The 13,071-nt window shown below is 62.5% G+C and carries 13 protein-coding genes; 8 read left to right on the forward strand and 5 right to left on the reverse strand.

The annotated features are described in order from the left end of the window. Positions 1–52: 52 nt before the first annotated feature. From P3T43_RS06450 to P3T43_RS06460, 3 genes are all read left to right on the forward strand, one after another. A complete protein-coding gene (locus P3T43_RS06450; RefSeq protein WP_429280224.1) occupies positions 53–1,009 on the forward strand; it encodes a LysR family transcriptional regulator in 957 nt (318 codons plus the stop codon). 226 nt (positions 1,010–1,235) lie between these two features. Beyond that, positions 1,236–2,093 (forward strand): oxidoreductase, encoded by an 858-nt coding sequence (locus tag P3T43_RS06455; RefSeq protein WP_429280225.1) that lies wholly within the window; start codon positions 1,236–1,238, stop codon positions 2,091–2,093. A gap of 14 nt (positions 2,094–2,107) precedes the next feature. Beyond that, the gene (locus tag P3T43_RS06460) at positions 2,108–2,521 is read left to right on the forward strand and encodes a VOC family protein (RefSeq protein ID WP_429280226.1); all 414 of its coding nucleotides are present in this window, start codon (positions 2,108–2,110) and stop codon (positions 2,519–2,521) included. A gap of 52 nt (positions 2,522–2,573) precedes the next feature. Here the strand turns inward: P3T43_RS06460 and grxC are convergent, their stop codons facing one another. Together grxC and P3T43_RS06470 are read right to left on the reverse strand one after the other, a co-directional pair. Further along, positions 2,574–2,882: a glutaredoxin 3 gene (grxC, locus tag P3T43_RS06465; RefSeq protein WP_429280227.1), complete on the reverse strand. Its 309-nt coding sequence runs from the start codon at positions 2,880–2,882 to the stop codon at positions 2,574–2,576. 174 nt (positions 2,883–3,056) lie between these two features. Continuing rightward, a complete protein-coding gene (locus tag P3T43_RS06470; RefSeq protein WP_429280228.1) occupies positions 3,057–4,025 on the reverse strand; it encodes an AraC family transcriptional regulator in 969 nt (322 codons plus the stop codon). Between the two features lie 163 nt (positions 4,026–4,188). On the opposite strand from P3T43_RS06470, the gene P3T43_RS06475 reads away from it, so the two are divergent. Next, on the forward strand, positions 4,189–5,586 hold the full coding sequence (locus tag P3T43_RS06475) for a dihydrolipoyl dehydrogenase (RefSeq protein WP_429280229.1): 1,398 nt from the start codon (positions 4,189–4,191) through the stop codon (positions 5,584–5,586). A gap of 49 nt (positions 5,587–5,635) precedes the next feature. Next, positions 5,636–6,265 carry a cupin domain-containing protein gene (locus P3T43_RS06480; protein WP_429280230.1) on the forward strand — a complete coding sequence of 210 codons (630 nt, stop codon included), beginning with the start codon at positions 5,636–5,638 and terminating at the stop codon, positions 6,263–6,265. A gap of 54 nt (positions 6,266–6,319) precedes the next feature. On the opposite strand, the gene P3T43_RS06485 is transcribed toward P3T43_RS06480, so the two are convergent. Together P3T43_RS06485 and P3T43_RS06490 are read right to left on the reverse strand one after the other, a co-directional pair. Continuing rightward, positions 6,320–7,132 (reverse strand): TlpA family protein disulfide reductase, encoded by an 813-nt coding sequence (locus P3T43_RS06485; protein ID WP_429280231.1) that lies wholly within the window; start codon positions 7,130–7,132, stop codon positions 6,320–6,322. Next, positions 7,129–8,535, reverse strand: coding sequence for an FAD-dependent oxidoreductase (locus P3T43_RS06490; protein ID WP_429280232.1), 1,407 nt, complete (start codon positions 8,533–8,535; stop codon positions 7,129–7,131). Before P3T43_RS06490 ends, P3T43_RS06485 begins: the two co-directional genes overlap by 4 nt. A 417-nt stretch (positions 8,536–8,952) precedes the next feature. Here P3T43_RS06490 and P3T43_RS06495 point away from each other — a divergent pair, with 417 nt between their 5' ends. Then, positions 8,953–9,729, forward strand: coding sequence for a hypothetical protein (locus tag P3T43_RS06495; RefSeq protein WP_429280233.1), 777 nt, complete (start codon positions 8,953–8,955; stop codon positions 9,727–9,729). Positions 9,730–9,752: 23 nt separating this feature from the next. On the opposite strand, the gene P3T43_RS06500 is transcribed toward P3T43_RS06495, so the two are convergent. Next, a complete protein-coding gene (locus P3T43_RS06500) occupies positions 9,753–10,523 on the reverse strand; it encodes an IclR family transcriptional regulator domain-containing protein (protein ID WP_429280234.1) in 771 nt (256 codons plus the stop codon). Positions 10,524–10,660: 137 nt separating this feature from the next. On the opposite strand from P3T43_RS06500, the gene P3T43_RS06505 reads away from it, so the two are divergent. Together P3T43_RS06505 and shiA are read left to right on the forward strand one after the other, a co-directional pair. Continuing rightward, complete coding sequence (locus tag P3T43_RS06505) at positions 10,661–11,548, forward strand: shikimate dehydrogenase family protein (RefSeq protein ID WP_429280235.1); 888 nt, start codon at positions 10,661–10,663, stop codon at positions 11,546–11,548. A gap of 205 nt (positions 11,549–11,753) precedes the next feature. Continuing rightward, complete coding sequence (gene shiA / locus P3T43_RS06510) at positions 11,754–13,061, forward strand: shikimate transporter (protein WP_429280236.1); 1,308 nt, start codon at positions 11,754–11,756, stop codon at positions 13,059–13,061. The last annotated feature ends 10 nt before the right edge of the window (positions 13,062–13,071 follow it).

The raw sequence follows: 13,071 nt of genomic DNA on the forward strand, positions 1-13,071 counted from the left end.
TGACAATCAATCGATTCTTTATCACTTTTCAGTTTTTCTTTAGAATCGGCCCATGCCACTGACCCGCGTCACGATTCGGCAATACGAGACGTTCCTTGCTATCGCCGATTTGCACAGTATCAGCGCGGCTGCGGACCGGCTCGGTCTGACTTCCTCGGCGATCAGCCAGTTGCTCGCCGAACTGGAAACCGAACTCGGCTTTCGCCTGTTCGATCGCACCACGCGGCGCGTCAATCTGTCGAGCGCGGGCCGCGACTTCCTCCCTGCGGCAGAAACGATACTGCGCCATGTGCGGGCCGCCGAGCAATCCGCAGACGATATCCGCAACCACGCGGCCGGCACCGTGCGCGTCGGCGCACCGCTGGTACTCGCGAGCACGGCGTTGCCCGCTGCCATCGCACAGTACGCTTCGCATAAGCCGAAGGTGGTGATTCGAATCTTCGACACCGTGGTCGAACAACTGGTGGAGCGCGTGGCCAATGGCGACATCGACCTCGCGATCGGCCCGGACCGGCCTGCCGGCAGCCGCGTCAGTTGCGAACCCTCGTTCGATAGCGCGTGGGTCCTGTGGTGCGCGCCCGGTCATCCGCTGGCTTCGCACCGCCAGGTGCGCTGGCAGGATCTGCGCGGCGTGCCGATCGTCGCCACCGGGCGCGACCACGAGCGAGGCGTGGCGCAAATGCTGGCGGACGTTCCCGTTGCGAGCCGCATCATGCCGGTGGAAGTCGTCGACAACGTCACGACGGCGTTTGGACTCGCATCCCAAGGGGTCGCCGTCACGCTCGCGCCGGCTTACGTCGCGCAACTGGCACGCACGTTCGGACTGGTCATGCGGCGCATCACCGACCCGGAGACGATCCGCCAGGTTTGTGTCTACCGTCCGCTGGAGCGGTCCCTCTCTCCATCCGCGGAGGGCTTCGCGGCGTTTATCGGCGCGTGGCTCAAGCGCTGGGACCGCGACACGCAACGCCATCGCGAACGTGCGCGGTCCGCTCGCAGCGTCGATTGATGAACGTTGGTATTCAATCCTCGCCACTTTCGCCAGGCGCTCGTCGCCCACCCCATCGGATCGCATCGAAAAATTGACTTTGCCCACCCCGCTTCCATAATGATCGCCGAAGTGGCTGCATCGGCAAGACGTTGCACATGGCGCCCATCGTCTATGGAATGGGGCGTGGCGGACCGGCATACACGCTCTGGAATCCCTCGAACGACTTCACCGCAGGAGAGACAGCATGGTCGACGTAGCGAAAAGCGGTTTCAAGCGTGTCTGGTTCATCACCGGCGCGTCGCGCGGTCTGGGCGCGTTGATGGCCAAGGCAGCACTTGCCGACGGCAATGCGGTGGTGGCGGCCGGCCGCAATGCCGCGTCGATCACCGACCGCCTCGGCGAATTGCCCGCGCTGTTGGCCGTGGCATTGGACGTGACGGACGAAGCGCAAGCCCATGCCGCGGTGAAAGCCGCGGTAGAGAAATTCGGCCGGATCGACGTTCTGATCAACAACGCGGGCTTCGGTTTGCTCGGCGCCGTCGAAGAGTCCACCGACGCCGATGTGCGCCGCATGTACGACACCAATGTCTTCGGTCTGCTGAATGTCACGCGCGCCGTTCTACCCGTGATGCGCGCCCAGCGGGCCGGCCACATCATCAACATGTCGTCGATCGGCGGCTATCGCGCAGGCGCTGGATTCGGTCCCTACAGCTCCACCAAGTTTGCAGTCGAAGGTCTGACCGAGTCGCTACACGCGGAATTGAAGCCGCTCGGCATTCACGCGACGGTCGTGGAACCCGGCTACTTCCGTACCGACTTCCTCGATGCCTCGTCATTGCTGGTCGCCAAAGAAGTGATCGCGGATTATGACGAGACATCGGGCAATGTGCGCCGCCGCGCCGCCAGCATGAATCACAGCCAGCCGGGCGACCCCGAAAAACTGGCGCGAGCCATGGTGAAACTGGTCGACGCAGAAGCGCCTCCGCTGCGCTTGCCGCTGGGAACAGATACGCTAAAGGCTATCGCCGAGAAAAACACCTACGTCACGCAGGAAACTGAAACCTGGAAGACGTTGTCCGCATCCACTGACTTTTCCGTTTGAGAGGGGTATCGATTATGACGACTGAATCGCTGACGCGCGGCATTGACCACGTCGGACTGACCGTGCGGGATCTCGCAGCCACGCGCGATTTCTTTACCCAATGTCTGGGATGGAAGGAAGTGGGAGGCAAACCGGAGTATCCGGCTGTGTTCGTCTCCGATGGGCAACTTCTCCTGACGCTCTGGCAACTCAAAGATGAAGCCAATCGGGTCGAATTCGACCGCAAGAAAAATGTCGGACTTCATCATCTGGCGCTTCGGGCTGCCAACGAACAGGCCTTCACGACAATTTTCGAGCGCGTCTCCAGCTGGCCCGGCGTCAAGGTCGAATTCGCGCCGGAAGCATTGGGCACTGGTCCGAAACGCCACACCATGGTGTACGAACCCGGCGGCATCCGGCTCGAGTTCGATTTCGATCCGCGTACCTGATCGTTGCCGGAGACCTCGCGTATGCCCGCCGTCGCGGGCATACGCGCGCGGGCTATCGACCCAATAGCGGATCGAGACCACCTGCCGCATCGAGTGCCCGCACGTCGTCGTAACCACCCAGGTGGGACGCGCCGATAAACACCTGCGGCACCGTGCGGCGCCCGGTTCGTCCCGCTAGCGCGGCCGCTGCAGGGCCGTCGCCTTCAATATTGATTTCGCTGTACGTCACACCTTTGCCTCTCAGCAGCGCTTTGACAGCGATGCAATAAGGACACGTTGGCTTGGTGTAGATCGTTACGTGGGGCGTGCCAGCCCCATTCGTCTGCGATGCAATGAGCTGGGCCGGGTCGTCGCGTTTCATGATGATGCTCCTTGAAGAGGGTACCGCCGTGACGGTATGGCTGAACTATAAGATTCAGCGTTTGCCCGGTTAATACCGGGACGGCTCATCAAGATGCTTGATCGGCTCAATCCGCATAGCCCGATCTGCAGACGAATAGACTCATGGACTAACGGCCGGTAAGCCGCCGCCCTTTTACACCGCTTCGACTTTGCCGCCCAAGGTTCGATAGCGCGACGGCGTCACGCCGATCAAACGCTTGAAAATACGCTGGAATGCGGCGTTCGACTGGTAACCCACCATTTCGCCAATTTCGGCCACCCCAAGGTTCGACTCGACCAGTTTGTGACCGGCGAGTGTCATGCGGATATCGGTCAGCATGTCGGTTGCGGAGCGTCCGATCACGTCCTGGAACTGTCGCACGAAGGTGGCTCGCGACATATTGCACAGGGCCGCGAGCTGATCGAGCGTCCACGGTTTATCGGGGGCTTCGAACATCGCGGAGATCGCCGGTTGCAGGCGCGGCCGCGCAGCGAGCGCCAGCAGACCATGCGGCGGCTGCGCGCTGCCGCTCGCGAAGCGCAACGTCAAGGCAAACAGCGCGGCGGATAAATGATTGACGAGGGCTTCGCTGCCCGGCCCTTCATCGACCGATTCCTCCCGCATCAAACCGATCAATCGCGTGAGGCGCGTGTTACATACCGACGCCCCGGCTTCACCCGCGCCGTTCGAGGTGACCCCGCCGTTCTCGGCGCTGCGCACCACGAGACGGTCGGGCAGATGCTCGCGCAGCAGCCGGTCGGGCACCGCGCCAATCAGGAACCGGCCACACAGGATGTCGGCACTCGCGCCCGCGCCTTCGTTCTCCATGACCACCAGCGAGACGTCGCGCCGCTCGGCCAGCGCTGCCGGCTGCCGGCCGCTGCCGTCGTGAAGCCGATGCGCGTCGCCGGTGGGAAACAGTACGATATCGCCCGCGATCAGTGGCTCGGATGGGCCCTCGCCATGCTCCAGCACGGCTTGCCCCGAAAGCAGCACATGGTAGGGAATTTCGCGCACCGCAGCGCTGGCCTGTTCGATTGCCCACGGCGCACCGAAATGGCAGCGCACCTCCAGACGGCCGCTGACGGGAATGAGAGAAAGGACTCGACTGAGCAGATCCATATGAGTCGCTTGAGCAGATTTTTGCGTCGTTTGAGGATTAGCGCCGGGAGGGTATCCGCCTAAAGTGTGTGTCACGCACTTGAGCAGTCAGATTCTACCCGAGCAACCGCACCACCAAGTTAGCGCTGCGGTTGCCCCTTCGCATCAGGATTTCGAGGAAATCATGAACACAGTCAACATTGATGTAGCCATTATTGGCGCTGGTAGCGCCGGTTTGCCAGCCTATCGCGCCGCGAAAGCCGCGGGGGCCTCCGCTATCCTGATCGAAGGCGGACCGCACGGCACGACTTGTGCGCGGGTTGGATGTATGCCGTCGAAGCTGCTGATCGCCGCCGGCGAGGCCGCCCATGCGGCGCGCCACACGGCACCGTTCGGTGTGCACATCGACGGCGCGATTCGTATCGACGGCCGCGAGGTCATGCAGCGCGTAAAAAGCGAACGCGACCGTCTGGTGGGCTTCGTGCTGGATAGCGTCGAGGCCATCCCGGCCAGCGACAAGCTGACCGGCTACGCCCACTTCATCGACGACGGCTTGCTGCAGGTGGGCGACCACACGCGCGTGCGGGCACGCAGCGTGGTGATCGCAACCGGTTCTTCGCCAGTGGTGCCGCCGCTGTACCAGGCCCTCGGCGATCGTGTGATCATCAATGACGACGTATTCGAGTGGTCGGACCTGCCGCGCAAGATTGCGGTCGTCGGCGCAGGGGTGATTGGACTCGAACTGGGCCAGGCGCTTGCCCACCTCGGCGTAGAAGTGACCGTGCTGGGCGCGCGCGGCCGCGTCGGCCCGCTCACGGACCCGGCCATCAAGGCGTATGCGGAGCGGACCTTTCAGGACTCGTTCCGTTTCGAAGCACAGGCCGAGGTCGAAGCGGTGGCGCGCGTGGGCAACGAAGTGCAGATCCGCTTTCGCACCGGCAGCGGGGAACAGGTCGAAGACAGCTTCGACTATGTTCTCGTCACGGCTGGCCGCAAGCCGAATTTCGACCGGCTCGCGCTGCAGAACACGTCCCTGACGCTCAACAGCCAGGGCGTGCCTCTGTATGATCCACGTACGCTGCAGGCGGGGACGCATCCGGTGTTCATTGCCGGTGACGCCAATGGCGTATTGCCGCTCCTGCACGAAGCCGCGGACGAAGGCCGGACCGCAGGAACGAATGCCGCCCGCTTCCCGGATATCACGCCTTTGACTCGGCGCGCGCCCATCTCCGTGCTGTTTTCGCATCCGGGCATCGCGATGGTTGGCGCCCGGCACGTCGATCTGCAGCCGGACACCTTCGTGACCGGCGAAGTCAGCTTCGAAGACCAGGGCCGTAGCCGCGTGATGCTGAAGAATCGCGGACTGATGCACGTGTATGTCGACAAGGCTAGCCGGCAGTTTCTGGGTGCGGAATGGATGGGTCCGGACGCCGAACATATCGCCCACCTGCTTGCCTGGGCGCTTCAAATGAAGCTCACGGTGGATGCCATGCTGGAGATGCCCTTCTATCATCCGGTGGTTGAAGAAGGCTTGCGCACGGCGCTGCGCAATGCGGCGGCCCTGCTGCGGACTGACGCCTAAAGCGGATCACAGGCAGAATGGCTTTGAGCCACGAAATAGAGGGGTAGATATGCAACCGGATCTGATTGAAACCGCAACGTTCGATATCAGCGAAAGCCTGACGGCGATCACGAGCGTGCTGCCCCTCTCGGCTGCCGACGACCCGCGCTGGACAGGCGTCGTAACACTCGCGCCGTCAAATGAGTACGTTTTACCGCCGCTCGCGAGACACGATATCTACGTGCTGCGCGGCAGCGTCGACGCAGGCAGCGGCATGCTCGGCGAAGGCGGATTTGCGAGCCTCTACGAAGCCGGCGTGCTGCGAGCCGGCAGCGAAGGCGCGAGGTTGTTCATCTATCGCGAGCGTGCCGCCAGTCATGGCGAAACCATTACGCAGCACGCGCAGCAACGCGAATGGCGCGCAGGCCAGAACCCCGGCATGCGCATCGCGTCCCTGTCGTCCAGCGACTACCCATTGACGTTAGTCGCGTGGGAACCAGGCACGCGCACACGCGATCACGGTCACCGCAACGGCGAAGAGATCCTGGTTCTGAGCGGCGAACTTCGCAGCCACGACCAGCGCTATCCCGCCGGTACCTGGATACGCCTGCATCGCGGCGCACGGCATGAGCCGTTCACGGATATCCCCACGGTCATCATGTTGCGCAATGGCCATCTGGATGCGGCGCCGCAGCGTTAAGCGAGCGCAGCGAGCGAGCCGGCGTGGTATCGCACACGACGGCTCATTTCCACGCTAGCGCGCCGCGCTGACGGACGCCGGATACAGCGTCTCAAGCGCGTTTTGAAACGTGGCTTGCGAGAACGGCCCCAGATGGACGGCCAGCAATTTTCCCGTGCCGTCATAGAACAGCGTGGTTGGAAACGCCCGCGCGCCGACCGCGCGAGCAACCGCGAGAGAAGGATCGAGCGCGAGATTGCGTAACGACAGTCCTTGCGTCGTCACGAAATCGCTGACCGTCACGCGGGATTCGCCTTGATTGACGAATGCCAGGTCTACGCCGGTGAACTCACGTTGGGCCTCTGCGAGAACCGGCATTTCACCGCGACAGGGTCCGCACCAGCTTGCCCACAGATTGACGACCAGCGGTTTGCCGTCGTTGCGTGCGAGCGTTTGCATAGTGCCGTTCATATCGACCAGTTGCACGGCGGGCAGAAATTCAGACTCTCGGCCCGTGCCGGCAAAAGCGCTCGCGGCACTCCACGTGAATACGCCAGCAAGCGCCGCGATAACAGCCGCGCCGCGTAAATGACGGCGACGCAACACAACCCATAACAACATCAGGGCACCGGCCACTACACCCGGCAGCCGGTCAAAACCCTGGTCACGAAAGTCCAGCATCTTCAGCACATCTCCCTGATACGCAGGCAGATAGTGCGCGACAAACGACAGTCGCGACACCACCAGCCCCACGATCACGCTATTGACAATGGCACCTTCAGCATCGCGAGCGCCTCGTCCGGCGAGGCGTGCGGCTACCACGGCGATTGCGACGCTCACCAGCAAGATGAGCGGCGCAACCGGAAAAGACAGGGGTCCGAGATTCATTGACCGTTCGCGCGTGGCGGAACTTTGGAGAACAGAATATTCAGTCCTTCCGACATCAACGGATGCCCAATGATCGCGTCGCGCACCGCCGTGTACGGCAGTTTGCCGAGCATGGCCATCTGCACGGCAGTCACCACATCGCCCGCATTGGTCCCGAGCATGGCGAAGCCGAGGATCTGGTCAGAATGCGCGTCGACCAGCACCTTCATAAAGCCTTTCGTCGCACCATTGGTGCGGGCGCGCGGAACCACCGCCAGCGGAATCTTCGCAACCCGAACCTCGATGCCACGCGCTTTGGCATCCGCTTCGTTGAGGCCGATACGGCCGAGTTCCGGCTCGATAAACAGCGCGTAAGGAATGATCCGGTCGTTGGTGGTGAGGTTGCCGCCAGCCAGTTGCGACTTCAGCACGCGATAGTCGTCAAAGGATGCATGCGTGAACATCGGGGTTCCCGCCACTTCGCCGATCGCCCAGGTGTTCGCGGCGCTTGTCGCGAGCCGCTCGTCGACCTTGATGAAACCGCGCGCATCTACGTCCACGCCAGCGGCTTCCAGCCCTAAGCCTTTGGTAACGGGCGTGCGTCCCGCTGCAACCAGAACGTGACTGCCCGTCACACGCTCGCCATTGGCCAGCTCCAGCGTGACGCCCTGACCTGAGAGACCGGACACGCTCACCGGCGCGACGCCAACCCGCAGGTCGATGCCTTCTTCTGTCAACGCGGCCTGAATTTCAGCGGCCACGTCTTCGTCTTCACGCATCGCCACGCGCGGCGCTTCCTGAATCAGCGTCACCTTGCTGCCAAGACGCCAGAACGCCTGGGCCATTTCGAGGCCGATATAGCCGCCGCCAATGACGATCAGATGCTCAGGCAGCGACTCCAGTTGCAGCGCTTCCACGTGAGTGAGCGGCTGGGCATCCCGCAGACCGGGAACATCCGGAATCGCAGCCGTCGTGCCCGTATTGATGAACACGCGCTCGCCTTCGATCACCCGCTCCGGCCCTTCGTTCATCCGCACCTGGATCTTGCGCGGCGCGATGAAGTGCCCGGTGCCGAGCACGAGTTCCATCCCCGAGGCGATAAACGCCTTATGGTTGACTTCGACCAGGCCGGCGACGACGCTACGCACGTTCCGCGTGACTTCCGCCATATTGGTTGCGTGACGAGGCGAGCCGTCGTCATTGGCCGGCGCATGCCTGCGCACGTGAGCGACCCGCGCGTTCTGGATCAAGGCCTTGGTGGGAATACATGCCACGTTGATACATGAACCGCCAATCATGCCGCGTTCGATCACCGCAACCCGCTTGCCGGCCTGAGCCAACTCCATGGCAAGGGTCTTGCCACCTTTTCCTCCGCCGAGGAAAACGTATTCAAAGTGTTCAACATGCGGTTCGATGTTCGACATGATGCGATCCTCTTTGGAGTTTGATATGAGTTCGGTGGCCGGTTTGATCGTGCCAGGCAGGCAGCCAGGCAACCCGGATGACGCTCATCAAATTCTAGGAGGATGTTCGGCTTATACCGATGCCCGCGACACTCACAAAGATGCTTGATCGTCTCAACGTCGTGACTGGACAGCGCGGCGCAAGCAGTTTGTGCCCCTACTGAAAGCTGGCGATGAGGATTCCTTGCATGTCGCTGTGCGTGCGCCTGAATGTTTTGCAACCTGGCGTCCTCGCAACTCCACTTGCCTCGAAATGGCTCGGGGATCCATAAATGATTTGTCAGACGGGACGGCTGCCCTCAATATCTGCAGGCAGACGCCAGAGGCATGCTTCGCGCGTCCTTCGGACCTGGCATTTTCAACCTTGCTTCGCGACTCATGGATCTTCTCGTTTTCAAACTCGTGGTCACGCCGCTGTTGCTGGTAGCCGCAAGTATCGCCGTGCGCCGCTGGGGCGAAGCGATCGGCGGGTTCCTCGTGGGACTGCCGCTCACCTCAGGGCCGATTTCGGTGTTCCTCACCCTGGAGCATGGACCCGCGTTTGCGGCGCAGGCGACGGCGGGCTCGCTGGTCGCGACGGCAGCGCAAGCGGCCTTTTGCGTGATCTATTGCAGACTGGTGCGCCTCGGATGGGTCGCTGCCCTCGCGGCTGGTTGCGCCACGTTTGCGATCGTGGCCGCGCTGCTGCAATGGAGCCCATTGCCGGAAAACGCCCTGTTTCTGATCGCCATTCTGGCCGTCACGCTTGCGCTCAATCTCATCCCCAATCGTGCAGCCAGGACCGGCAAGCTCGATCCGCCGTGGTGGGATCTGCCCTTGCGCATGGCGCTCATCGCCGGACTCGTGGTGGGTGTGACGCTGATCGCGTCGTATGTCGGGCCCAAGGTCAGCGGCGTGCTCGCGTCGTTCCCGTTCATGGTGATCATTCTCACGGTTTTCGCGCACCGCATGATCGGCCAGGCGGCGGCACAGCAACTGCTGCGCGGTGTGGTCGCAGGACTTCTGGGGTTCGCGGCGTTTTTCTATGTGCTCAGCCTGACGCTGACACGCCTGAACCTGGTTGCTGCTTACAGTGTCGCGATTCTGCTTACGCTCGCGATACAGGCGGTCTCCCTGTATCGCATGCGCCTGCCTGTCGCGTTGCCCACGGAGTGAGGCGCTCGCCACCGTTGCCGCTGCTAGAGCACATTGAGCATCGCCAGCGCGGTTTCCTGCAGAGGCTGCAATACGCGGCCCAGCGCGCCTTCGGTCTTTTCCTTGCCCATCGGCATGTTGGTGCTGAGCGCCGCGACCACTTCGCCGTGGCGGTTTTTCAGCGGCACGGCGATACCTCGCACGCCAATCTGAAGTTGCTGCTCGATGACAGCAAAGCCATCCGCGCGCGCCTGGCGGATCGTCTCCATTAGACGTGTCTTGTTGGTCAAGGTATGGGGCGTAAAAGGCAGCAACTCGGTACCGTCGAGCCATTCGCGCACGGAATCCATGTCGGGTCGATGCGCCAGCAGGACGACACCGGGCGAGGCCAGTGCAGCGGGCACGCGTGCACCGAGGACGAAGCCCGTCGTCATCACCCGCGAGGTGCCGTTGCGGGCGATGAAAACCAGTTCCCATTCATCCAGCACGCTGACATACACCGACTCGTTGATTGCCGCGCTCAATTGCTGCAGGTACGGCTGAACCCGCTTGGGCAAGCGCGCTGAGTCGAAGTACGACCACCCGACCCGCAACACCCGCGGCGTCAGGCCGAACTGCTTGCCGTCGCCTTGCACGTAGCCGAGGTGTTCGAGCGTCAGCAGATAGCGGCGCGCCGCCGTGCGTGTCATGCCGGTGCGCGCTGCCGCCTCGCTGGGCGTCATGCGCGCGTGCTCGCTGTCGAACGACTCGAGAATCGCCAGCCCTTTCTCCAGACCGGCAATCCAGTCACGCTTATCCAATGGCGGTCTGGTCATAGAGAAAACCCTTATTTTGCGCGTTCAACGTACCGTGATGCGCGATTATCGCGCGAACCCTGTGCGTTGTGCTTGGGACTTCGCGTGCTGCACTCGTAAGCTTCATGTATCGGAAACGCCCAACCTCTGGAGTGGCGATGAAAATTACCGGACGTACCCGGGTCTTCTACTGTATGGCAGACCCCATCGATCAGGTGCGCGCACCTGAGGTCTTCAACGAAGTCTTCGAGAGGCACGACGTCGACGCGGTGATGATCCCGATGCGCGTGCATCCTCTGCAACTCGAAGCCACGTTGCGGACGCTGTTCGAATCGCCCACGGTTGGCGGCGTTTCCCTGTCGATCCCGCACAAGGCGGCGGCCGCGGCGATCGTCGACCATTGCTCACCGGGTGCGAGCGTGGCCAATGCCGTCAATGCGGTCCGCAGGAGTGCGGCGGGTGGACTGGAAGGTGAGCTGTTCGATGGCGAAGGCTTCCGGCGCTCGCTCGATTGCGCCGGGATTGCCTATGTAAACCAGCGCGTGCTGCTGATCGGCGCTGGCGGCGCGGCATCGGCGCTCGCCACTGCGCTGGCCGCGGCAGGTGTCGCGGAAATCGCAGTCTACGACCCCAACCGTGCGAGAGCCGAACAACTCGTCAAGGTGCTGGGCGGCTCATTCGGAATTCGGGCGACGAGTGCCGCCGACAACGATCCGCGCGGCTTCGACCTGATCGTCAACGCGTCGCCTCTTGGTCTGGAACAGTCCGACCCGCTCCCCGTCGACGTCAACGCGATCGCGCGGCACGCGGCGGTGTGCGACATCCTGATGAAAAACCAGCCTACGCCGCTGCTGCGCGCGGCACTGGCGCGCGGCCTCGTGGCCGAGCCCGGCTTCGACATGCTGATCCAGCAGACGCCGCTCTACCTCGATTTTTTTGGCTACCCAGAACTGGCCGCATCAGTCCGCCTGGACGACACCTATCTGCGGGAAATGCTGGTCCCTGCCCACATGCGGTTGCCGCGCGATCTTATGACGTACCACTGAAACGGGTTGGCGCCGACGCCTGGTGCAATCCCTGAAAATGAGCGTTAATCGCGCACTTCCGTTCGATTAACGATCTGCTACCCCGCAGAAAGCATTGCCCGTTCTACCGCACGCCTCTATTCTGGAATCACCAGTCGCGCAGCGAGCGCCTCTGCCGGCCAGCCGCAAGTCGAACCGGTAAAACGAAACACATTCGAGACACGCCATGACATTCGCAATCCGATCTCCCGAAGTCCCGACCTTCGTCAGCACCGAAAAGAGCCGCGCGCGTAAGGCCGCGCTGGGCAGCTTTGTCGGCGCGGTCGTCGACTGGTACGACTTCCTGCTCTACGGCATCGTCGCCGCCATCATCTTCAATCGCGAGTTCTTTCCGCAGATCAGCCCGGCGATGGGCACGCTCGCCGCGTTCGGAACCTTTGGGGTGGGTTTTCTGTTTCGCCCCCTCGGCGGCTTCGTATTCGGGCATTACGGCGACAAGCTCGGCCGCAAGCGCATGCTGGTGCTGACCGTCATGATGATGGGTCTGTCCACGGCGCTGATCGGCTTTTTGCCGACCTTCGCGACGATCGGCTGGTGGGCGCCGGCCTTGCTGGTGTTGCTGCGTGCAATTCAGGGCTTCGCGGTCGGCGGCGAATGGGGCGGTGCGGCGTTGATGGCCGTCGAAAGCGCGCCGGAGAAAAAGAAGGCGTTTTATAGCAGCGGCGTGCAGGTGGGTTATGGCGTCGGGCTGATACTCGCCACCGGCATCGTGTCGATCCTCAGCCAGACCATGGACAACGAAACCTTCAGGACATGGGGCTGGCGCATTCCCTTCGTATTCAGCGTGGTGCTCGTGCTGATTGGTCTGTGGGTGCGTTCGAGCATGGAAGAATCGAAGGAGTTCGTCGAGAAGGTCGAAAAGCCCCATCATCAAGCTCGCCTGCCGATCGTCGAGGCACTGCTGCAAAACCCGAAAGCCTTTTTGCTGATCATCGCGCTGCGCCTCGCCGAACTCTTCACGATGTATATCGTCACGGCCTTCGCCCTCAGCTATTCAACCAGCAACCTCGGCATGCCGCGCCAGTTCTTTCTCAACGTCGGCCTGCTGGTCGGCGTGGTGAGCGTCGTGACCATTCCCTGCTTCGCGATGCTCGCTGACCGTTTCGGACGGCGCCGTATCTACATCATCGGCGCGCTGGTCGGCATGCTGAGCGCGGTGCCGTTCTTCCTCGCCCTCGACGCGCGGTCGACACTCTGGATCGTCGTCTTCGCCGTGATGCTGGCCAATGTTGCGCACGACATGGTGGTGAGCGTCCAGCAACCGATGTTCACCGAACTGTTCGGCACCGAGTTTCGCTATAGCGGCGCAGGCGTGGGCTATCAGGTCGCGAGCGTCGTGGGCGGTGGCTTCACGCCGTTCATCGCCGTCGGACTGGTCAGCCTTGCCGGTGGCTCGTGGCATCCGGTGGCGGGGTATCTGTTTGTCGGCTGCCTGCTGTCGCTGCTCGTCGCCGCCCGTATGAAAAAGCGCTAACACGCCGCCT

Origin of the sequence: Paraburkholderia sp. GAS41, assembly GCF_050436545.1 — a bacterium.
Lineage (GTDB): Bacteria > Pseudomonadota > Gammaproteobacteria > Burkholderiales > Burkholderiaceae > Paraburkholderia.

Coding starts and splice junctions, on each gene's coding strand:
- P3T43_RS06495 (WP_429280233.1), top strand. CDS start 8,953: ATGGATCTTCTCGTTTTCAAACTCGTGGTCACGCCGCTGTTGCTGGTA.
- P3T43_RS06450 (WP_429280224.1), top strand. CDS start 53: ATGCCACTGACCCGCGTCACGATTCGGCAATACGAGACGTTCCTTGCT.
- P3T43_RS06460 (WP_429280226.1), top strand. CDS start 2,108: ATGACGACTGAATCGCTGACGCGCGGCATTGACCACGTCGGACTGACC.
- P3T43_RS06500 (WP_429280234.1), bottom strand. CDS start 10,523: ATGACCAGACCGCCATTGGATAAGCGTGACTGGATTGCCGGTCTGGAG.
- shiA (WP_429280236.1), top strand. CDS start 11,754: ATGACATTCGCAATCCGATCTCCCGAAGTCCCGACCTTCGTCAGCACC.
- P3T43_RS06475 (WP_429280229.1), top strand. CDS start 4,189: ATGAACACAGTCAACATTGATGTAGCCATTATTGGCGCTGGTAGCGCC.
- P3T43_RS06480 (WP_429280230.1), top strand. CDS start 5,636: ATGCAACCGGATCTGATTGAAACCGCAACGTTCGATATCAGCGAAAGC.
- grxC (WP_429280227.1), bottom strand. CDS start 2,882: ATGAAACGCGACGACCCGGCCCAGCTCATTGCATCGCAGACGAATGGG.
- P3T43_RS06470 (WP_429280228.1), bottom strand. CDS start 4,025: ATGGATCTGCTCAGTCGAGTCCTTTCTCTCATTCCCGTCAGCGGCCGT.
- P3T43_RS06485 (WP_429280231.1), bottom strand. CDS start 7,132: ATGAATCTCGGACCCCTGTCTTTTCCGGTTGCGCCGCTCATCTTGCTG.
- P3T43_RS06505 (WP_429280235.1), top strand. CDS start 10,661: ATGAAAATTACCGGACGTACCCGGGTCTTCTACTGTATGGCAGACCCC.
- P3T43_RS06490 (WP_429280232.1), bottom strand. CDS start 8,535: ATGTCGAACATCGAACCGCATGTTGAACACTTTGAATACGTTTTCCTC.
- P3T43_RS06455 (WP_429280225.1), top strand. CDS start 1,236: ATGGTCGACGTAGCGAAAAGCGGTTTCAAGCGTGTCTGGTTCATCACC.